Origin of the sequence: Streptomyces sp. YIM 121038 (genome assembly GCF_006088715.1) — a bacterium.
Classification (GTDB): domain Bacteria; phylum Actinomycetota; class Actinomycetes; order Streptomycetales; family Streptomycetaceae; genus Streptomyces.
This window is the reverse complement of record NZ_CP030771.1, coordinates 5,537,501-5,557,610: the sequence shown is the minus strand read 5'-3', so window position 1 is coordinate 5,557,610 and position 20,110 is coordinate 5,537,501. Positions and strand designations below refer to the sequence as shown.

17 protein-coding genes and 2 rRNA genes (1 of these 19 only partly in view) are annotated in these 20,110 nt (G+C 70.4%); 3 read left to right on the top strand and 16 right to left on the bottom strand.

The features are described from left to right. Positions 1 to 42 precede the first annotated feature (42 nt). From hemB to C9F11_RS23705, 6 genes are all read right to left on the bottom strand, one after another. Positions 43 to 1,032 (bottom strand): porphobilinogen synthase, encoded by a 990-nt coding sequence (hemB, locus tag C9F11_RS23730; RefSeq protein ID WP_138961163.1) that lies wholly within the window; start codon positions 1,030 to 1,032, stop codon positions 43 to 45. Between the two features lie 140 nt (positions 1,033 to 1,172). Then, positions 1,173 to 2,843 carry a uroporphyrinogen-III synthase gene (locus tag C9F11_RS23725; RefSeq protein ID WP_138961162.1) on the bottom strand — a complete coding sequence of 557 codons (1,671 nt, stop codon included), beginning with the start codon at positions 2,841 to 2,843 and terminating at the stop codon, positions 1,173 to 1,175. Further along, the gene (hemC, locus tag C9F11_RS23720) at positions 2,840 to 3,799 is read right to left on the bottom strand and encodes a hydroxymethylbilane synthase (RefSeq protein ID WP_138961161.1); all 960 of its coding nucleotides are present in this window, start codon (positions 3,797 to 3,799) and stop codon (positions 2,840 to 2,842) included. The genes C9F11_RS23725 and hemC overlap by 4 nt, the downstream gene beginning before the upstream one ends. Beyond that, complete coding sequence (locus C9F11_RS23715) at positions 3,796 to 5,493, bottom strand: glutamyl-tRNA reductase (RefSeq protein ID WP_138961160.1); 1,698 nt, start codon at positions 5,491 to 5,493, stop codon at positions 3,796 to 3,798. Before C9F11_RS23715 ends, hemC begins: the two co-directional genes overlap by 4 nt. After that, entirely contained in the window at positions 5,490 to 6,245 is a 756-nt protein-coding gene (locus tag C9F11_RS23710; RefSeq protein ID WP_030687529.1) for a redox-sensing transcriptional repressor Rex, read from the bottom strand. Before C9F11_RS23710 ends, C9F11_RS23715 begins: the two co-directional genes overlap by 4 nt. Positions 6,246 to 6,620: 375 nt before the next feature. Continuing rightward, complete coding sequence (locus C9F11_RS23705; RefSeq protein ID WP_138961159.1) at positions 6,621 to 6,920, bottom strand: glutaredoxin family protein; 300 nt, start codon at positions 6,918 to 6,920, stop codon at positions 6,621 to 6,623. Between the two features lie 130 nt (positions 6,921 to 7,050). Here C9F11_RS23705 and C9F11_RS23700 point away from each other — a divergent pair, with 130 nt between their 5' ends. The 3 genes from C9F11_RS23700 (at position 7,051) to C9F11_RS23690 (ending at position 10,895) form a co-directional block, all read left to right on the top strand. Further along, positions 7,051 to 7,989 (top strand): HAD-IB family hydrolase, encoded by a 939-nt coding sequence (locus tag C9F11_RS23700; protein ID WP_138961158.1) that lies wholly within the window; start codon positions 7,051 to 7,053, stop codon positions 7,987 to 7,989. Between the two features lie 556 nt (positions 7,990 to 8,545). Beyond that, positions 8,546 to 9,316, top strand: a complete 771-nt coding sequence (locus C9F11_RS23695) for an ECF subfamily RNA polymerase sigma factor, BldN family (RefSeq protein WP_138961157.1) — start codon at positions 8,546 to 8,548, stop codon at positions 9,314 to 9,316. A 346-nt stretch (positions 9,317 to 9,662) separates the two neighbouring features. Beyond that, complete coding sequence (locus tag C9F11_RS23690; protein WP_138961156.1) at positions 9,663 to 10,895, top strand: DUF5667 domain-containing protein; 1,233 nt, start codon at positions 9,663 to 9,665, stop codon at positions 10,893 to 10,895. A 122-nt stretch (positions 10,896 to 11,017) separates the two neighbouring features. On the opposite strand, the gene C9F11_RS23685 is transcribed toward C9F11_RS23690, so the two are convergent. The 10 genes from C9F11_RS23685 to C9F11_RS23640 all read right to left on the bottom strand — a co-directional run. Then, positions 11,018 to 12,190, bottom strand: a complete 1,173-nt coding sequence (locus C9F11_RS23685; RefSeq protein WP_138961155.1) for a lysophospholipid acyltransferase family protein — start codon at positions 12,188 to 12,190, stop codon at positions 11,018 to 11,020. A gap of 14 nt (positions 12,191 to 12,204) precedes the next feature. Further along, the gene (locus tag C9F11_RS23680) at positions 12,205 to 13,308 is read right to left on the bottom strand and encodes an NAD-dependent epimerase/dehydratase family protein (protein WP_138961154.1); all 1,104 of its coding nucleotides are present in this window, start codon (positions 13,306 to 13,308) and stop codon (positions 12,205 to 12,207) included. A 348-nt stretch (positions 13,309 to 13,656) separates the two neighbouring features. Further along, entirely contained in the window at positions 13,657 to 13,755 is a 99-nt protein-coding gene (locus C9F11_RS23675; protein WP_003948845.1) for an AURKAIP1/COX24 domain-containing protein, read from the bottom strand. Between the two features lie 132 nt (positions 13,756 to 13,887). Beyond that, entirely contained in the window at positions 13,888 to 14,097 is a 210-nt protein-coding gene (locus C9F11_RS23670) for a helix-turn-helix domain-containing protein (protein WP_157164103.1), read from the bottom strand. A 129-nt stretch (positions 14,098 to 14,226) separates the two neighbouring features. Beyond that, the gene (locus tag C9F11_RS23665) at positions 14,227 to 15,042 is read right to left on the bottom strand and encodes a phosphatase (protein WP_138961153.1); all 816 of its coding nucleotides are present in this window, start codon (positions 15,040 to 15,042) and stop codon (positions 14,227 to 14,229) included. Positions 15,043 to 15,309: 267 nt separating this feature from the next. Further along, positions 15,310 to 16,482: an acetoin utilization protein AcuC gene (locus tag C9F11_RS23660; RefSeq protein ID WP_138961152.1), complete on the bottom strand. Its 1,173-nt coding sequence runs from the start codon at positions 16,480 to 16,482 to the stop codon at positions 15,310 to 15,312. Beyond that, the gene (locus C9F11_RS23655) at positions 16,433 to 17,680 is read right to left on the bottom strand and encodes an MFS transporter (protein ID WP_138961151.1); all 1,248 of its coding nucleotides are present in this window, start codon (positions 17,678 to 17,680) and stop codon (positions 16,433 to 16,435) included. The genes C9F11_RS23660 and C9F11_RS23655 overlap by 50 nt, the downstream gene beginning before the upstream one ends. Before the next feature lie 43 nt (positions 17,681 to 17,723). After that, entirely contained in the window at positions 17,724 to 18,380 is a 657-nt protein-coding gene (locus C9F11_RS23650; protein WP_138961150.1) for an HAD family hydrolase, read from the bottom strand. Positions 18,381 to 18,443: 63 nt separating this feature from the next. Beyond that, positions 18,444 to 18,560: ribosomal RNA gene (rrf, locus tag C9F11_RS23645) — 5S ribosomal RNA — on the bottom strand. Between the two features lie 89 nt (positions 18,561 to 18,649). Further along, a 23S ribosomal RNA gene (locus C9F11_RS23640) occupies positions 18,650 to 20,110 on the bottom strand; it runs 1,663 nt beyond the window's last position.

Below are 20,110 nucleotides of genomic sequence, written 5' to 3'. Positions count from 1 at the left end.
AACGTCAACTTAAGTTGAGGTCAAGCGCGGCCGGGAGACGGCTCAGAGCTGGCGGGCCACCTCGGTCGCCCAGTAGGTGAGGATCAGATTGGCCCCGGCCCGCCTGATCCCGGTGAGCGACTCCACGATCGCCTTGTCCCGGTCGATCCAGCCGCGCTCGGCGGCGGCCTCGATCATCGCGTACTCACCGGAGATCTGGTACGCGGCCACGGGCACGTCCACGCGCTCCGCGACCTTGGCCAGGACGTCGAGGTAGGGCCCGGCGGGCTTCACCATCACCATGTCGGCGCCCTCCTCCAGGTCGAGCGCCAGCTCCCGCAGGGACTCGCGGAGGTTGGCCGGATCCTGCTGGTAGGTCTTGCGGTCGCCCTTCAGCGAGGACCCCACGGCCTCCCGGAAGGGGCCGTAGAACGCGGAGGAGTACTTGGCGGTGTAGGCGAGGACCGCCACGTCCTCGTGCCCGGTCTGGTCGAGGGCGTCCCGGATGACGCCGACCTGACCGTCCATCATGCCGCTCGGCCCGACCACGTGCGCGCCCGCGTCGGCCTGCACCTGCGCCATCTCGGCGTACCGCTCCAGGGTGGCGTCGTTGTCGACGCGGCCCTCGCTGTCGAGGACTCCGCAGTGCCCGTGGTCCGTCGTCTCGTCCAGACAGAGGTCGGACATCACGATCAGGTCGTCGCCGACCTCGGCCCGCACATCGCGGATCGCGACCTGGAGGATGCCGTCCGGGTCGGTGCCCGGCGTGCCCAGGGCGTCCTTCTTGGACTCCTCGGGCACCCCGAACAGCATGATCCCGGAGACCCCCGCCTCCAGCGCCTCGACGGCGGCCTTCTTCAGGGTGTCCCGCGTGTGCTGGACGACCCCCGGCATCGCGTCGATCGCCACCGGCTCGTCGATGCCCTCCCGCACGAAGGCGGGCAGGATCAGATCGGCCGGGTGCAGCCGCGTCTCGGCGACCATCCGCCGCATCGCGGGGGTGGTGCGCAGCCGCCGGGGCCGCGAGCCGGGAAACGAACCGTAGGTGCTCACTCTTGACTCCCTTCCGGCGGGCTGACCCAGCCCGTCCGGCGTCTCAGGACGAGGCCGAAGGCCGATGAACGGAGGTACCGGAGGGCAGCGCCCTCCGGTCCGGGAAGGGGCGGGCCCGGGGCACGCCCCGCGAGGGCACCTTACGGCGCCGCGGCCCGCCGCCTCCGCGCTCCTGGCCGACGCTCGCTGGGCCTGGTCACCGGGTCCCCCGCCGCCAGCGCGGCCGTACGGCGGCGCGCGCCGAACTCCGCGAGCGCGGCGGCCAGCTGGTGCACGGACGGCTCGGGAGCCATCACGTCCACGCGCAGGCCGTGCTCCTCCGCGGTCTTCGCCGTGGCGGGACCGATGCAGGCGATGACGGTCACGTTGTGCGGCTTGCCGGCGATGCCGACCAGGTTGCGCACCGTGCTGCTCGACGTGAAGAGCACGGCGTCGAAGCCGCCGCCCTTGATGGCCTCACGGGTCTCCGCGGGCGGCGGCGAGGCCCGCACGGTCCGGTAGGCGGTGACGTCGTCGACCTCCCACCCGAGGTCGATGAGCCCGGCGACCAGCGTCTCCGTGGCGATGTCGGCCCGGGGCAGGAACACCCGGTCGATCGGGTCGAAGACGGGGTCGTAGGGCGGCCAGTCCTCCAGGAGGCCCGCGGCGGACTGCTCGCCGCTGGGCACCAGGTCCGGCTTCACGCCGAAGGCGATCAGCGCGGCGGCCGTCTGCTCGCCCACGGCCGCGACCTTGATGCCCGCGAAGGCACGGGCGTCGAGGCCGTACTCCTCGAACTTCTCGCGCACCGCCTTGACGGCGTTCACCGAGGTGAAGGCGATCCACTCGTAGCGCCCGGTCACGAGCCCCTTGACGGCCCGCTCCATCTGCTGGGGCGTGCGCGGCGGCTCGACGGCGATCGTCGGCACCTCGTGCGGCACCGCGCCGTACGAACGCAGCTGGTCGGAGAGCGACGCCGCCTGCTCCTTCGTGCGCGGCACGAGCACTCGCCACCCGAAGAGCGGCTTCGACTCGAACCACGACAGCTGGTCGCGCTGGGCGGCGGCGGAACGCTCGCCGACCACGGCTATGACGGGCCGACCCCCGTCGGGCGACGGGAGGACCTTCGCCTGCTTGAAGACCTGCGCGATGGTGCCGAGCGTCGCGGTCCAGGTGCGCTGGCACGTCGTCGTACCGGCGACGGTCACCGTGATCGGCGTGTCGGGCTTGCGCCCGGCGGCCACCAGCTCACCGGCGGCCGCGGCCACCGAGTCCAGGGCCGTCGAGACCACCACGGTCCCGTCCGAGGCGCCGACCTCGCTCCAGCAGCGGTCGGAGGCGGTGCGCGCGTCGACGAAGCGCACGTCGGTGCCCTGCGCGTCCCGCAGCGGCACCCCCGCGTAGGCGGGCACGCCCACCGCGGCCGCGATGCCCGGCACCACCTCGAAGGGGATGCCCTCGGCGGCGCAGGCGAGCATCTCGTCCGCGGCGTCCGTGTCCAGGCCGGGATCGCCGGTCACCGCACGCACGACCCGCCTGCCGCCCCGCGCCGCCTCCATGACAAGATTGGCCGCAGCTCGATCCGGTGCAGCCGTCGGCGCCTGAGCGCCTTCTGACGTGCCGTCAGCGTCCTGCTGCAGGGGTGTGTCCACACCCCCTCGGGCATGCACACGTACGACATCGAGAACATCTGGCTCGGCGATCAGCACATCCGCTCGGGCCAGCGCCTCGACGGCGCGCAGAGTCAGCAGTCCCGGATCTCCGGGTCCGGCACCGAGAAAGGTGACGTGCCCGTGTGCGGGAAGGCCGGGAAGGTTCGAGGTGGGGCTCAAAGTGCTCGCTCCCCCATCAGACCGGCCGCGCCCTTGGCGAGCATCTCGGCGGCGAGTTCCCGCCCGAGCGCCATCGCCTGGTCTTCCGTCTCGGGCACGGGACCGGTGGTGGTCAGCTGCACCAGCGACGAGCCGTCGGTGGCACCGACGACGCCGCGCAGGCGCATTTCCTTGACAACCTGTCCGTCGGCCAGCAGGTCGGCCAGCGCTCCCACGGGTGCGCTGCAGCCGGCCTCCAGGGCGGCGAGCAGGGATCGCTCGGCGGTCACGGCGGCCCGCGTGTACGGGTCGTCGAGCTCGGCGAGCGTGGCGACGAGGTCCGCGTTGGACGCGGCACACTCGATCGCCAGTGCCCCCTGGCCGGGGGCGGGCAGAACCATGTCGACCGACAGGAAGTCGGTCACCTCGTCGAGCCTGCCGACGCGGCTGAGTCCGGCGGCGGCGAGGACGACGGCGTCGAGCCGCCCGTCGTGCACGTATCCGATCCGGGAGTCGACGTTGCCGCGGATCGGCACGGTCTCGATGGTCAGACCGTGAGCGCGGGCGTACGCGTTGAGCTGCGCCATGCGGCGCGGCGAGCCGGTGCCCACCCGGGCGCCGTCGGGCAGCTGCGCGAAGGTCAGGCCGTCGCGCGCGATCAGCACGTCCCGCGGGTCCTCGCGCACCGGCAGCGCGGCGAGCGTGAACTCCTCGGGCTGCGCGGTCGGCAGGTCCTTCAGGGAGTGCACGGCGAAGTCGACCTCGCCGTCGCGCAGCGCGTCGCGCAGCGCGGTCGCGAACACACCGGTGCCGCCGATCTGCGCGAGGTGCTCGCGCGAGGTGTCGCCGTAGGTGGTGATCTCGACCAGCTCGACGGGACGCCCCGTCAGCTGCGCGACCTCCTCGGCCACCTGGCCGGACTGGGCCATCGCCAGCTTGCTGCGCCTGGTCCCGAGCCTGAGGGCCCTCTCGGTCATGCCCGGCCTCGCTTCGGGTCGTCGTTCTGGTGGTGCTGGTCCTGCTGGCCCGCCTGCGCGCCGGGGGCGTCCCGCAGGTGGTCGGCCCGGGAGACGGCCGCGACCGTCTCCGGGTCGAGGTCGAAGAGGGTGCGCAGCGCGTCCGCGTACCCGGCGCCGCCGGGCTCGCTGGCCAGCTGCTTCACCCGCACCGTCGGCGCGTGCAGCAGCTTGTCCACGACGCGGCGCACGGTCTGCGTGATCTCGGCCCGCTCCTTGTCGCCGAGCTCCGGCAGGCGTCCGTCGAGCCGGGCGATCTCGCCGCTGACGACGTCGGCGGCCATGGTGCGCAGGGCGACCACGGTGGGCGTGATGTGCGCGGCCCGCTGGGCGGCGCCGAACGCGGCCACCTCGTCCGACACGATCGTGCGCACGGCGTCCACGTCGGCGGCCATCGGCGCGTCGGCGGAGGCCTCCGCGAGCGACTCGATGTCGACGAGCCGGACGCCCTCGACGCGGTGCACGGCCGCGTCGACGTCCCGCGGCATGGCCAGGTCGAGCAGCGCGAGCGCGACGGTGCGGGCGGGCGCGGCGACCTGGGCCCGGGCCACGGCCGTGGCGGTCCGCGCCGCGGCGCCGCCGCCGACGGAGGGGCTGTTGTCGACGAGCGCGCCGTGCTGCTCGTACGCGTGGGCGTCGCCGATGTGCGGTCCGGAGTCCGGGCCATCGGTGCCGTCGGTGCCGTCGGTGCCGTCAGGGTTCCCGGTGCCGTCGCCGGGCGTGACGAGGCAGGTGTCGTCCGCGCAGGCCCGGTCCGCGTCACCGGCGGCCGCGGGCGTGCCCGTCTGGCCGGGAAGCGTCACCGCGGGCGCGCCCGTACGGCCGGAGACCGCCGCCGCGACATCGGCGCCCGTGAGCACGAGGCCCGTCGCGCCGGTACAGGAAACGGCCACGTCGGCACGTGTCAGCTCGGCCGCCACCGCGTCCATCCGGACCGCCCGGGCGCGCACGCCGGTGCCGCCCTCGGCCAGGATCCGGGCGAGCCGCTCGGCCCGCTCCAGGGTGCGGTTGGCGATCACGACCTCGTCGACGCCGGAGCGCGCGAGGGTCGCCGCCGCGAGGGACGACATGGAACCCGCGCCGATCACCAGGGCGCGCCTGCCCTTGGCCCACGCCTCCACCGGCTCGCGCCCGGCGAGCTGCTCCAGGCCGAAGGTCACCAGGGACTGCCCGGCCCGGTCGATGCCGGTCTCGGAGTGCGCCCGCTTGCCGACGCGCAGCGCCTGCTGGAACAGGTCGTTGAGCAGCCGCCCCGCGGTGTGCAGGTCCTGTGCCCGCGCCAGGGCGTCCTTGATCTGGCCGAGGATCTGGCCCTCGCCCACGACCATCGAGTCGAGGCCGCACGCCACCGAGAACAGGTGGTGCACCGCCCGGTCCTCGTAGTGCACGTACAGATAAGGGGTGAGCTCTTCGAGGCTCACGCCGCTGTGCCGGGCGAGCAGCGTCGACAGCTCGGCCACGCCCGCGTGGAACTTGTCCACGTCCGCGTACAGCTCGATGCGGTTGCAGGTGGCGAGCACGGCGGCCTCGGCCGCGGGCTCGGCGGCCACCGTGTCGTGCAGCAGCTTGGACTGCGCGTCGACGGTGAGCGCGGCCCGCTCCAGGACGCTCACCGGAGCGCTCCGGTGGCTGAGGCCAACGACGAGGAGACTCATGCCGGCATCACCGCGGGGACGTCCCCGTCGGGTCCCTTCCGGTGCTCCTGGGAGGCGGCGGGCGCGGCGGCGCCGTCGCCCGCCCCTTCCTCGCCGGCCTTGCGCTGCTCGTGGAAGGCGAGGATCTGCAGCTCGATGGAGAGGTCGACCTTGCGCACGTCGACGCCGTCCGGGACGGTCAGGACGGTCGGCGCGAAGTTCAGGATGGAGGTGACGCCGGCGGCGACGAGACGGTCACAGACCTGCTGTGCGGCGCCCGCGGGGGTCGCGATCACGCCGATCGAGACACCGTTGTCCGTGATGATCTTCTCGAGGTCGTCGGTGTGCTGCACCGGCATGCCCGCGACGGGCTTGCCCGCCATCGCCGGGTCGGCGTCGATGAGGGCGGCCACGCGGAACCCGCGCGAGGCGAACCCGCCGTAATTGGCCAGGGCGGCGCCGAGGTTACCGATGCCGACGATGACAACCGGCCAGTCCTGGGTCAGGCCGAGCTCGCGCGAGATCTGGTAGACGAGGTACTCGACGTCGTAGCCGACACCGCGCGTTCCGTACGAACCGAGGTACGAGAAGTCCTTGCGCAGCTTCGCGGAGTTGACCCCCGCGGCGGCCGCGAGCTCCTCGGAGGAGACCGTGGGCACAGAGCGCTCCGACAGTGCGGTCAGCGCCCTCAGGTACAGCGGAAGCCTGGCGACGGTGGCCTCGGGGATCCCTCGGCTACGGGTCGCCGGTCGGTGAGTTCGGCCAGTTGCCACGGTGCTCCTGCGGGTAGAGCGGGGCTGCGGGCGGCCCCATGTCCCCAGACCGCCCCGTCGAATGCAGGCTATGTCTTTGTGAACGCGTGCACAAAGATGGTGTCCGATTTGCCCGCCCAACGTGACCGGGGTCACGCGCCCCTGGCGCACTTTCGTGGAACCGGCGCACGGCCAGGAACGACACTCACCTGACGGGGGCAAAGCCGCACACACTCCTCATGATCATCGCCCCCGAGACCTCACAACCGCACCCGATGCTAAACGACTTTCCGGACAGCTCCGGACGTCATAACCAGCCATCGGCGCGCACGGCCGCCGCCGCGCCCGTGCTATGCGACCGGCCCCCGCCCGCCGCCCCGCCCTGCCGCCGTTCCGTTACTCCGTGAGCGCCCGCCGCAGCCGCCCGGCGTCGACCTTCCAGAAGGTGTGCTGCTCCCCGTCCACGAGCACCACCGGAATCTGCTCCCAGTACTCCCGGTGCAGCGCCTCGTCCTCGGTGATGTCCTTCTTCTCCCAGGCAACGCCGAGCTCGCCGCACACCTGCGCGACGACGGCCTCGGCGTCCTCGCACAGATGGCACCCGGGCTTGCCGACCAGCGTCACCAGCCGGTCCCCGGGTGCCTTCGCGGCGCTCCTGGCCGCCTGCTTCGCCGTCCTACGAAAAATCGGGCTCATGCCTCCAGCTTCCTACGCGCTCCCGTACGCCGGGCGAACCTCGCACTGTGACCAGCGCGACACAGTGAGTTGACGGGTTCGCATCCTCACCTTCACGGGACAACCGAACAGAGTGGCTATGCTCGACGGCATGGCCGCTCTCGGTTGGCTCCACCCCCGTAGGCGCTCCGCCACCGCGCGCAGCGTCCTGGCAGGCGAGGCCTCGGCGGAGGCCGCTCGCAAGTCCTCGCAGGAGCTGGAGGACCTCGCGCGGACCCCGGCGCCGGACGAGGCCGAGGGCCCCGAGTTCCCGGTGGCCGGCGACGACAAGGCCGCCGCCTTCTTCGACCTCGACAACACCGTGCTGCAGGGCGCCGCGCTCTTCTACTTCGGCCGCGGCCTGTACCAGCGCAAATTCTTCCAGCGCCGCGAGCTCACCCGGTTCGTCTGGCAGCAGGCCTGGTTCCGGCTCGCGGGCGAGGACCCCGAGCACCTCCAGGACGCCCGCGAGAGCGCCCTGTCCATCGTCAAGGGCCACCGCGTCGCCGAGCTGATCTCCATCGGCGAGGCCGTGTACGACGACTATCTGGCCGACCGCATCTGGACCGGCACCCGCGCCCTCGCCCAGGCCCACCTCGACGCGGGCCAGAAGGTCTGGCTGGTCACCGCGGCGCCGGTGGAGATGGCCACGATCATCGCCCGCCGCCTCGGCCTGACCGGCGCCCTCGGCACGGTCGCCGAGTCCGTGAACGGCATCTATACGGGCAAGCTCGTCGGCGAGCCCCTGCACGGCCCCGCCAAGGCCGAGGCGGTGCGCGCCCTGGCCGCCGCCGAGGGCCTCGACCTGGCCCGCTGCGCCGCCTACAGCGACTCCCACAACGACATCCCGATGCTGTCCCTCGTCGGCCACCCCTACGCGATCAACCCCGACGCCAAGCTGCGCAAGCACGCCCGCGCCCGCGACTGGCGACTGCGGGACTACCGCACGGGGCGGAAGGCCGCGAAGGTCGGCATCCCGGCCGCCGCCGGGGTCGGAGCGCTGGCCGGGGCCACGGCGGCGGCTGTGGCGCTGCACCGTCGCCGCCACTGAGCCCTCGGGGCGCGTGAGCCGGTCATCGGCGCTGCGCGCCTCGTCCTCAGGCGCCGGACCGGCTCCCCCTTCGCGCTACGCGCTCGTCCTCAAACGCCGGACGGGCTTCCCCGCCGTGCCGTGCCTCTCGTCCTCGGGTGCCGGACGGGGTTCTTTGTCGCGCCGCGCCCCGGCCCTTGGTGTCGGACGGGGTTCTCTCGATTGTGTGTGCGGCTCTGCTGGTCGCCACGTACCGTCACCTGTGCGAAAACGGCGGTAATCGTTCTCTCTTACCCGTCGGGCCTCCCGCCAGTCCCGTTCGTTCAACTCGGCCACAACACGCCCCCCGCTCAGCCGGAATGCGCGCTGTTTCGATCAACAAGCGTTCAATAACCGGTACTTGTCCGACCGCTGATCGGTAAGAGAAGCGACGTAATCGATGATTTGAGCAACTGGGTGTAGCGCTGCCTGTACGAAGCGTTATTCTCCTCAGACGCATGACAGGACCTTGCACGTCGCTACGACGGGTGAACGGTCCCGCACTGCACGTGATGGAAGCTCTGCCTCTGGGAGTCCCGTGTACCCACACGTCGGGGTTGACGCCTCGGGCCTGGCTACGCTGCGCGCAACGGTCCTCGACCGCCTGCGCGGCTTCGTCCCCACCGCGTACGCCGTCCCCGCCTTCGCCGTCCCGGCACCCGCCGGGCCGTGCTACGCCTTGGCGGACGGCGGTGCCGCGGTCAGCAGACGGTCGCGCTCCGGCGCCGCCACCACCACCCGCCGCCCCGCCGCGGACAGTGACAGCGCCCGCATGATGGACCTCGTCGAACGCGCCCAGGCGGGCGAGGCCGACGCGTTCGGCCGCCTCTACGACCAGTACAGCGACACGGTCTACCGGTACATCTACTACCGCGTCGGCGGCAAGGCGACCGCGGAGGACCTCACCAGTGAGACCTTTCTGCGCGCCCTGCGCCGCATCGGCACCTTCACCTGGCAGGGCCGCGACTTCGGCGCCTGGCTGGTCACGATCGCCCGCAACCTCGTCGCGGACCACTTCAAGTCGAGCCGGTTCCGCCTCGAAGTGACCACCGGCGAAATGCTCGACGCCAACGAGGTCGAGCGCAGCCCCGAGGACTCCGTCCTCGAATCCCTGTCGAACGCCGCGCTCCTGGACGCGGTCCGCCGCCTCAACCCGCAGCAGCAGGAGTGCGTGACCCTGCGCTTCCTCCAGGGCCTCTCCGTCGCCGAGACCGCGCGCGTGATGGGCAAGAACGAAGGCGCGATCAAGACCCTCCAGTACCGAGCGGTCCGTACGCTCGCCCGACTCCTCCCGGACGACGCCCGCTGACCGGCCGCACCCCGGCCGCGACGCGGTCACCCAGCGGCCACCGACCCGGCCCGGCCCTCGCCCCGACACCCTCGGCGACGGCCAACTCACCGTCCGTGGCGGCCAGATGGTCGTCGCGGCGCCTCCCCATTCTCCGGCGGTCCGATCATCCTCCGTCCGTAACCCAAGTGCCGCGACGCTCGTTGTGCGGGATGCAGGCTCCCTGTGGTCGCATCCTGACCTCCCCCGAGCTCCGAAAGAGCAGGGGGACGCTCCATTCGCTCACCCGATCGTGTGGAAGCGCTCAGGACCTGCAACCCTCAGGACCCCTGGGGAGTCGACGTCATGACGAGAGGAGGTGCCGCCAGTGATCGCGAACGTATCGGCCCACCGGCGGGCGAACGCCTTCGCCCAGGCCCTGGAGGAGCACTCCGGCCAGGACCCGGCGGCCGAGCAGCCCGAAGAACCCGCCGACCCCACGGTCGCCCGCACCGATACCGCGGCCCCCGGACCGGCCGAGCGCGACCGCCTGCTGGCGCTCGCCGACGGCCTGGCCCAGCTCCCGAGGCCGGAGCTGGATCCCGAGGTCAAAGTGGTGCAGCGGGCCCAGCTCGTGGCGGCCATGGAGGCCATGCTCGCGGAAGGCACCACGGGCGATACCGCCTCCGTGCCGCGCCAGCGCTCCCGCAAGGGCGCCCACCGCGCGCTGCGGAAGCTCAAGCCGCGCTCCCGCCTGTCCAAAGGCATCGCCGCCGGCGGACTCACCGTGGGCGTGGCCGCCGGGGCCTTCGGCGGCATCGCCGCCGCGAGCAACGACGCGTTGCCGGGCGACTCGCTCTACGGCCTCAAGCGCGGCATGGAAGACCTCAAGCTCGGCATGGCCGACAGCGACACCGACCGCGGCCAGATCTACCTCGACCAGGCCTCCACCAGGCTCAGCGAGGCCCGCCGCCTGATGGAGCGCACCCGCGCGGGCGAACTCGACCACGAGTCCCTCGGCGAGGTCCGCCGCGCCCTCTCCGGCATGCGCCACGACGCCTCCGAGGGCCACCGCCTGCTCCGCCAGGCCTACGAGCGCGACGGCTCCCTCGGCCCCATCCAGGCCCTCTCCTCCTTCGCCAAGGCCCACAGCGCCAGCTGGCGCGACCTGCGCGCCAAGCTCCCCGTCCAGCTCGGTGACGTGGGCGAAGAGGTCACCTCGGTCTTCGACGCCATAGAGCAGCAAGTCGACCCGCTGCGCTCCCTGCTCCCCCGCACCCCCGGAAAGCACCGCGCACCGGACGACCGCCCCCGCCAGGACACCCCCGACACACCCCGCAGGGACCGCCCCTCCCCGCACACCTCGGACGACTCCCAGCCCCACCGCGCCCCGGGCAGGCCACAGGCCCCCGCCCCCTCCCACAAGGAGAGCGACGGCCTCCTCCCCGGAGTCACGGACGGGCTGATCGAGCCGCCCAAGCCCCACACCCCGCCCCCCTCGCACAACACCTCCGAGAAGCCCCACAGCAGCCTCACGCCCGCGAAACCGGAAGTGACGCTGCCGCCCCTCATCCCCGGCCTCCTCCCGGAACTGGGAATCGAGGACGAGGAACAGAAGTAGCGCTCAACGCCTCCGCCCACTCGCTCCCGGAAAAGGGGACGCGAGTGGGCGGAGGCGTTTGCGTGAGGGTCCCGGGGCGGCAGCTCCCTCTCGGAGGAACACCGGCCCAGCGGAACGGCGGCTCAGAAGAACACCGACCTCCGCTGCACCAACAACTTGTACAGCGTGTGCTGAATCTGCTCCCGCACCTGATCCGTGAGGTTGAACATCAGCATCGGATCCTCGGCGGCCTCCGGCGGATACCCGTCCGTGGGAATCGGCTCCCCGAACTGAATGGTCCACTTCGTGGGCAGCGGCACCATTCCCAAAGGCCCCAGCCAAGGAAACGTGGGAGTCAGCGGAAAGTAGGGAATGCCCAACACCCGGGCGACCGTCTTCGCGTTGCCCACCATCGGGTAGATCTCCTCCGCCCCCACGATGGAGCACGGCACGATCGGCGACCCGGTCCGCAGCGCCGTGGACACGAAGCCGCCCCGCCCGAACCGCTGCAACTTGTACCGCTCCCCGAAGGGCTTCCCGATCCCCTTGAACCCCTCGGGCATCACCCCGACGAGCTCCCCCCGCTCCAGGAGCGCCCCCGCGTCCTCCGCGCAGGCCAAGGTGTGCCCGGCCTTGCGCGCCAGCTCGTTCACCACCGGCAGCATGAACACCAAGTCGGCCGCGAGCAGCCGCAGATGCCGCTGCTGCGGATGGTGGTCGTGCACGGCGACCTGCATCATCAGGCCGTCCCACGGCAGCGTCCCCGAGTGGTTGGCGACGATCAGGGCGCCGCCGTCACCGGGCACGTTCTCGATGCCCTTGACCTCGACCCGGAAGTACTTGTCGTAGACCGGCCTGAGCAGCGACATCAGCACCTGGTCGGTGAGCTCCGCGTCGTACCCGAACTCGTCGACCTCGTAGTCCCCCGTGAGCCGCCGCCGCAGGAAGGCCAGGCCGCCGGCGATCCGCCGGTCCCAGCCGCCCCCGCCGCCACCGCGCGGCTCGGGCGCGTGGGGCGCCGCCGCTTCCTGCTCCTCGGCGGAGGCGGCACCGGCGCGGGAGACCCCGGCGCGGGGCAGGGCGACCCGCCGCGGCCGCCGCCCCGACGGCTCGGGGGCGGCCCCGCCCGCGGCCCCCGGCTCCGCCTCCTCGACCGCCGGGACGTCACCGTCCCGCCCGGTCGGCACCGCCTTGACCTCGCGCACCTTCGCCGCGTCGCCCTTGCGGCGCGACACGGTGGTCCGGCGGCGCGGCGGCCGCTGGCCGGCCCCACGCGACCGGTCGTCGTCGAACGGAATGACCTTGGCGTCCGCCATCGTTGACGATCTCCTCAGTTGGCGCTGTGGTGGGCACTGTCGTCGGCTTCGCGTCCGGCGCCCACGGGGGCGCCGCGCTCCGTACCGCCGCCCGCGAACGGCAGTGCCGCGACCCGGTCGACGGCCGCCGCGAGCGCGTCCGGAGGCAGCAGCCCGGGACCCCGGCCGCGTACGAAGTCCGCGAAGGTCTCCGCGGTCGTGTACTTCGGCTTGAACCCCAGTGTCTCGCGCATCTGCCGTGTCGCCACGACCCGGCCGTGGGTGAGCAGCCGGATCTGCTCGCGCGAGAAGTCCGTGACGCCGAGCGTGCGCAGCGCGGTGCCCACCCAGGTGACGGCGGGCAGCAGCACCGGCAGCGTCGGGCGGCCGAGACGGCGCGCGCACTGCGAGAGCAGCAGCAGACCGTCCCCCGCGATGTTGAAGGTGCCGCTGTTGAGGGTGGACCGCGCCGGTTCGTGCGAGGCGAGCCGCAGCACCTCGATCACGTCGTCCTCGTGGACGAACTGCAGGCGCGGGTCGTAGCCGAAGACCGTCGGCAGGACCGGCAGCGAGAAGTACTCGGCGAGCGGTGAGTCCGCGGCCGGGCCGAGGATGTTCGCGAACCGCAGGACGCACACCGCGACGTCCGGGCGGCGCCGCGCGAAGCCCCGCACATAGCCCTCGACCTCGACGGTGTCCTTGGCGAAACCGCCGCTCGGCAGCGACTTGGGCGGCGTGGTCTCGGTGAAGACCGCCGGGTCGCGCGGCGCCGAGCCGTACACGTTCGTACTCGACTTCACCACCAGGCGCTTGACCGTCGGCGACTTCTGGCAGGCGCCGAGCAGCTGCATGGTGCCGATGACGTTGGTCTCCTTGACCGAGCCGCGGCTGCCGCCGGCGAGCGCGGTGCCCGTGACGTCCATGTGCACGACCGTGTCCACGGCGTGCTCGGCGAGCACCCGGGTGATCGTCGGCTGCCGGATGTCGGCCTGCACGAAGTCGGCGCCGCCCAGATGGTGCTCGGGCGGGATCGCGTCCACGGCGACCACCCGCTCGACCTCGGGGTCGCGCTGAACGCGCCGGACGAACCTGCCGCCTAGCTGCCGGGCCACCCCGGTCACGAGCACGACCTTGCCCAAGATCAGCGCCGCCTTTCCCCAGCCCCGCGTTGCCCCGGTTGTTGCGGGCCGCGTACCGCGCTTCGGCCTCTTCAGACCTAGCGGCGCGTCCGGCCTCGCGTTACGTGCGTGGCCAACGCTAGCGGGTCGATGTTGCGCTGTGATGACTGCGAGCTGCGTGAAGTGACGACGGCCACACGACTTCGTAGAGATCAAGCCGTTCGCCCGCCTTTGAACAGTTGAACCCCATATGAGAGCGCCCTCAACGATTCCGGGGTCGTTCCGAGGGCCCCGGAACGCACCGAAGCCCTCCCGTCGGACGACGGGAGGGCTTCAGTACGTGCGCTGGCTCGCTCGCTCAGCGGCCGCTTACTTCTTGTTGCGGCGCTGAACGCGCGTGCGCTTCAGCAGCTTGCGGTGCTTCTTCTTGGCCATCCGCTTACGCCGCTTCTTGATAACAGAGCCCACGACTACCCTCGCTCACTTCTCGGATCACCCCCGCGTCAGCGGGGATATCGGTGCGGGGCGTCTGGGCCCACACGACCTACGTCGGCCTAGCCTACCCGCCCGTTCGCCGAGCCTGTAATCGAGAGATGTCGGTCAGGCTGTCTCCACCCCCACGTATGAGTCGCGAAGGTACTCGTGAACCGCGTTCTCGGGCACTCGGAAGGACCTTCCGACCCGGATTGCGGGCAGATGACCGCTGTGCACCAGCCGGTACACGGTCATCTTCGAGACTCGCATCACCGCGGCGACCTCCGCCACGGTCAGGAACGCAACCTCGCTGAGAGGCCTCTGGTCAGCAGCCATGACACACCTGAACCTTCCGCACATGACGCGCACCGGCTTCCCCTTCCGGTGACTCCTCGTCGCTGTGCGCTCACTCCCCAGAGTAGGGGCGGGTGATGCGAGTGGGGAAGAGGAGCTGCCATCGGCCGTTTACTGTGACAGACACGCTCGATTGAGTACATAGCGAGTAAGCGGTCGGTAGTAATCAGACCGCACAGCGTCATCAAGCGGAACGACGACGGACACTCGCCCCTCCGCCTCTCCGACGAACAGGGCCGGATCGTCCGTATCCGCCAGACCGATCGCCTCAAACCCCAGCTGACCTGCTCCGCAGACCCATCCGTGGTCCCCGATGACCAGCTCGGGCAGAGGGCCCCCGGACTCCGCCTGGACCCCGAGAGCCCGTCGAACCGGCAAGGGAGAATGGCTGTGTGCGCCGGTCTCACTCCCGGTGGGACGCACGCCGGGTTCGCGCACCAGCGCGACACCTTGTACGTAGTCAAGGTTGTACGTGCGTAGGCCGAACCGGGTCGTTATGTCGACACGGCAACCCTGCGCGGGAGTGAGGACCTGGCAGCCCGCCGCCGACAGGGCATCGGCCAACGCGGCGTAGAAGCCAAGGAGTCGGTGCGGGTGCCCCGTCCCGAGCAGCACGGGAACCCTCCTGCGGGCCGCCTCCCGGAGCCGCTCGGCGAACGCGTCGAGAGCCGCCAACGTCCGCTCCGGGTCGATGACATCGGCCCCCGTAGTGTGCCGCGGGTCGCCGGACACCCCGCACTTGTCGGCCATGAGCCGCAGCAAGTCGCCGGTGCCCCAGGTCCATTCGGGATCGAGCCCGAGCAGTATCCGTGGGTCCCGGGCGGCGAAGAGCCGGTAACTCCGCAGGCTCTCCTCCCGCGACGTGGCCACGGGCCCGGCGAGCCGGGCCGCCAGCAGATGCGCGCGCAACGCTCCGGTGCTCAACACGCCCCGATGCTGCCGCAGCCACCCCACCCCCACCCCGAAAAACCCGAAAACACCGCACAGTTGGGCTAACACTCCTACGCCAGGGCACTCCGGCGGCACCCTCCGGCCGGTCTGCCGGGCGAGGACGAGACGCGGAACACCGATCGCGGGGCCCGGACCCTGGTCCGATCGCGGGGCCCGGACCCTGGTCCGGGAAGGGGCGTCCACCCGCGGAGCACGCTGACGGCCACAGCCCTGACGGCCACAGCGGGGAGCACCCGCGGGGCCTCAGGCGAGCAGCCCCCGCAGCGGAAACACCGCTCGCCGAGCCGCCAACACGGCCTGATCCACACGGTCGGCCGGGTCGTACCCCTCGTTCCACCCCCGCCACCGCACCGGCCACCGCCCGTCCGTCATCCGTCCGGGCGCGAGAACCCGCGCCCGCGCGAACACCTCACGCCCCCACTCCTCCGGCACTCCCGCCGAGGGGTCGACCTCCTGCCCCGCCACCACGCCCACCAGGTGCGTCCAGGACCGCGGCACCACGTCCACCACCGCGTACCCGCCCCCGCCGAGGGCCACCCAGCGCCCTTCCGCGTACTCATGAGCCAGCTCATGACAGGCGACCTGCACCGCCCGCTGCGCGTCCAGCGACACCGCCAGGTGCGCCAACGGGTCCTCGAAGTGCGTATCGGCGCCGTGCTGCGTCACCAGGACCTGCGGCCGGAACTCCGCGAGCAGCTCCGGCACCACGGCGTGGAACGCCCGTACCCAGCCCTCGTCCCCGGTGCCCGCGGGCAGCGCCACGTTCACCGCACTGCCCGGCGCCGCCTCGCCTCCCGTCTCCTCCGGCCATCCGGTCTGCGGGAACAACGTCCGGGGATGCTCGTGCAGGGAGATCGTCAGGACCCGGGGGTCGTCCCAGAACGCGGCCTGCACCCCGTCTCCGTGGTGCACGTCCACATCCACATAGGCGACGCGCTCGGCCCCCAGCTCCAGGAGGCGCGCGATGGCCAGCGCGGCGTCGTTGTACACACAGAAGCCCGAGGCCGCGCCCGGCATGGCGTGGTGCAGCCCGCCCGCGAAGTTCACCGCGTGCAGAGCCTGTCCGTGCCAGACCGCCTCGGCGGCACCGACCGACTGCCCGGCGATCAACGCGGACACGTCATGCATCCCGGCGAACGCGGGCACGTCCATCGTGCCCAGCCCGTACTCCTCCCGCGCCGAAGCAGGGTCGGCGGAGGCCGCCTTCACCGCCGCCACATAGTCCTCGCGGTGGACGAGGCCCAGCGTCGACTCACCGGCACGCTTCGCCGCGACGACGTCCAGCTCCCGGTCGAGCCCGAAGGCACCGATCAGGCTCCTGGTCAGCGCGAGCCGGACCGGGTCCATGGGGTGCTCTGGACCGAAGTCATAGCCCGTTACCGCCTCGTCCCACATCAGCTGTGCGCGCCCGCTCATGTCCGTCACCGTATCGGTCCGGTCCGGGGGCGAACGACCGGGCGTACCGCAGGATCACGAGCACCAACACCAAGGGAACGACCATCGCGCCGCGATAGTTCCACCCGTCCCCCAGCGCCCCCACCAGCGGCGAACCGACCAGGAACCCCACATAGTTGAAGATGTTGAGCCGCGCGACGGCCGCGTCCGAGGCCCCGGGGAACAGCCGCCCCGCCGCCGCGAAGGTCTGCGGCACGATCACGCACAGCCCGAGCCCCAGCAGTGTGAACCCACCGATCCCCACCCACGCCCCGGGAGCCACAGCCACCACACCGAACCCGGCCGCGCCCAGCACCGCTCCGGCCCGCACCACGGCCACCGCCCCGAAGCGCCGCACGCCCAGGTCCCCAACTCCCCGCCCCACCAGGGCCGTCACCATGTACACGTTGTACGGGACCGTGGACAGCTGCTCCGAACTGCCCAGCACGTCCTGGAGATACTTGGCGCCCCAGTTGGAGACCGTCGAGTCCCCGATGTACACGAACGCCATCACCAGGCACAGCGGCAACAGCGTCCGAAAAACGACTACGCGGTCCTCGGCGTTCCGGCCATCGTCCTGGCCGTCCGGAGTGCCTTCCGTCCCCTCGTCCCCGTGGCCGCGCACGTCGTCGACGTACCACCGGCTCCCCAGGAACGCGGCGGGCAGCAGCACCACGACCACCGGCAGGTACAGCACGAACAGCGACAGGTCCCAGTGCGCGCCGGCCCACGCCAGGGAGGCCCCCACGATGCCGCCCAGGCTGTACGCGGCGTGGAAGCCGAGCATGATGCTGCGCCCGTAGGCCCGCTGGAGGCTCACCCCGAGCATGTTCATCGAGGCGTCGAGCGCCCCCACCGCGACTCCGAACGCCGCGAGCGCCACCGCGATCTCCCACATCGCGTCGCCCGCCCCCGCGCCGAGCAGCGCGAGCAGCACCGCGGGCTGCGACCACCGCATCACCCGGCTGGGCCGCACCCGCCTCACCAGCCGCTCGGCCCCCACGCTTCCCGCACCGGCCAGGATGGGCACCGCCGCCAGGAAGACCGGCAGCAGCCCGTCGGATATCCCGTACTGGTCCTGCAGCGCCGGTATCCGCGTCACCAGGAGCGCGAACGCGACGCCCTGCGCCAGGAAGCCGAACGCGAGCGAGGTCCTGCCCCGCCGCAGCGTCTCCGTCATGACGGCGAAGCGTAGGCCCGGGCGCTACCGCTGGGTAGATAGATCACCCATCAACTTCGGTGAGAAGGGTGGTCAGCTCTCTCAGGTCCCCGAAGAGCCGGGTGGCTCCGGTCAGCCGCTCGGCCGGGGTCATGCCCGTGAAGCCGTAGACGTCCATCCCGGCTGCCCTCGCGGCCTGTACCCCGAGAGGGCTGTCTTCCACTACGACGCACCGCTCGGGCGCGGCCCCCATCCGTTCGGCGGCGTACAGGAAGAGATCCGGCGCCGGCTTGCCCCGCCCCACGTCCTGCGAGCTGAAGACGCGTTCTTTTCCGAACCACTTGTCGAGCCCGGTCTTCCGGTGCCCGACCCGAATGCGCTCATGGCTCCCGGAGGAGGCGAGACAGTAGGCGACTCCGTCGGCGGTCAGCTTCTCCAGCACTTCGAAGGCCCCGGCCATGGGTTCCAGTTCCCGTTCGAAGGCTGCGAAGACCTTGCCGTGGAAGATGTCGTCGAAGTCCTCCGGCAGCCGCTGCCCCGACCGTTCGAGAACGGTGTCGTGTACGCGGTGGAGCGCGGCGCCCATGTAGTCGCGCAGGGAGTCCTCGTAAGTGGTGGGGTGCCCGAGCTCGGTCAGATATCCGGCGAGGATCGTATTGGAGAGCGGTTCGCTGTCCACCAGGACACCGTCGTTGTCGAAGATGACAAGGTCGTATCGCATGGTTCGACCCTAAACGCAGAAAACCCCCGTGCCATCCGGCACGGGGGTTTCCCATCACAATTTGTTCGGCGGCGTCCTACTCTCCCACAGGGTCCCCCCTGCAGTACCATCGGCGCTGTAAGGCTTAGCTTCCGGGTTCGGAATGTAACCGGGCGTTTCCCTCACGCTATGACCACCGAAACACTATGAAACTGTGAACTACCGCACCACACCATGCAGGTATGGGGTTGTTCGTGGTTTCAGAACCAACACAGTGAACGCGAGCAACTGAGGACAAGCCCTCGGCCTATTAGTACCAGTCAACTCCACCCGTTACCAGGCTTCCATATCTGGCCTATCAACCCAGTCGTCTACTGGGAGCCTTACCCTCTCAAGGAGGTGGGAATACTCATCTCGAAGCAGGCTTCCCGCTTAGATGCTTTCAGCGGTTATCCCTCCCGAACGTAGCCAACCAGCCATGCCCTTGGCAGAACAACTGGCACACCAGAGGTTCGTCCGTCCCGGTCCTCTCGTACTAGGGACAGCCCTTCTCAATATTCCTACGCGCACAGCGGATAGGGACCGAACTGTCTCACGACGTTCTAAACCCAGCTCGCGTACCGCTTTAATGGGCGAACAGCCCAACCCTTGGGACCGACTCCAGCCCCAGGATGCGACGAGCCGACATCGAGGTGCCAAACCATCCCGTCGATATGGACTCTTGGGGAAGATCAGCCTGTTATCCCCGGGGTACCTTTTATCCGTTGAGCGACGGCGCTTCCACAAGCCACCGCCGGATCACTAGTCCCGACTTTCGTCCCTGCTCGACCCGTCAGTCTCACAGTCAAGCTCCCTTGTGCACTTACACTCAACACCTGATTACCAACCAGGCTGAGGGAACCTTTGGGCGCCTCCGTTACCCTTTGGGAGGCAACCGCCCCAGTTAAACTACCCATCAGACACTGTCCCTGATCCGGATCACGGACCCAGGTTAGACATCCAGCACGACCAGAGTGGTATTTCAACGGCGACTCCCCCGATACTGGCGTACCGGGTTCACAGTCTCCCACCTATCCTACACAAGCCGAACCGAACACCAATATCAAACTGTAGTAAAGGTCCCGGGGTCTTTCCGTCCTGCTGCGCGAAACGAGCATCTTTACTCGTAGTGCAATTTCACCGGGCCTATGGTTGAGACAGTCGAGAAGTCGTTACGCCATTCGTGCAGGTCGGAACTTACCCGACAAGGAATTTCGCTACCTTAGGATGGTTATAGTTACCACCGCCGTTTACTGGCGCTTAAGTTCTCAGCTTCGCCACCCCGAAGAGTGACTAACCGGTCCCCTTAACGTTCCAGCACCGGGCAGGCGTCAGTCCGTATACATCGCCTTACGGCTTCGCACGGACCTGTGTTTTTAGTAAACAGTCGCTTCTCGCTGGTCTCTGCGGCCACCCCCAGCTCAGGATGTAAAACCCATCACCAGGCGTGGCCCCCCTTCTCCCGAAGTTACGGGGGCATTTTGCCGAGTTCCTTAACCATAGTTCACCCGAACGCCTCGGTATTCTCTACCTGACCACCTGAGTCGGTTTAGGGTACGGGCCGCCATGAAACTCGCTAGAGGCTTTTCTCGACAGCATAGGATCATCCACTTCACCACAATCGGCTCGGCATCAGGTCTCAGCCTTAATGTGTGACGGATTTGCCTATCACACGGCCTACACCCTTACCCCGGGACAACCACCGCCCGGGC

Coding starts and splice junctions, on each gene's coding strand:
- C9F11_RS23685 (WP_138961155.1), bottom strand. CDS start 12,190: ATGGCGGACGCCAAGGTCATTCCGTTCGACGACGACCGGTCGCGTGGG.
- C9F11_RS23670 (WP_157164103.1), bottom strand. CDS start 14,097: ATGGCTGCTGACCAGAGGCCTCTCAGCGAGGTTGCGTTCCTGACCGTG.
- C9F11_RS23700 (WP_138961158.1), top strand. CDS start 7,051: ATGGCCGCTCTCGGTTGGCTCCACCCCCGTAGGCGCTCCGCCACCGCG.
- hemC (WP_138961161.1), bottom strand. CDS start 3,799: ATGACCGAGAGGGCCCTCAGGCTCGGGACCAGGCGCAGCAAGCTGGCG.
- C9F11_RS23715 (WP_138961160.1), bottom strand. CDS start 5,493: ATGAGTCTCCTCGTCGTTGGCCTCAGCCACCGGAGCGCTCCGGTGAGC.
- C9F11_RS23660 (WP_138961152.1), bottom strand. CDS start 16,482: ATGAGCGGGCGCGCACAGCTGATGTGGGACGAGGCGGTAACGGGCTAT.
- C9F11_RS23655 (WP_138961151.1), bottom strand. CDS start 17,680: ATGACGGAGACGCTGCGGCGGGGCAGGACCTCGCTCGCGTTCGGCTTC.
- C9F11_RS23650 (WP_138961150.1), bottom strand. CDS start 18,380: ATGCGATACGACCTTGTCATCTTCGACAACGACGGTGTCCTGGTGGAC.
- C9F11_RS23705 (WP_138961159.1), bottom strand. CDS start 6,920: ATGAGCCCGATTTTTCGTAGGACGGCGAAGCAGGCGGCCAGGAGCGCC.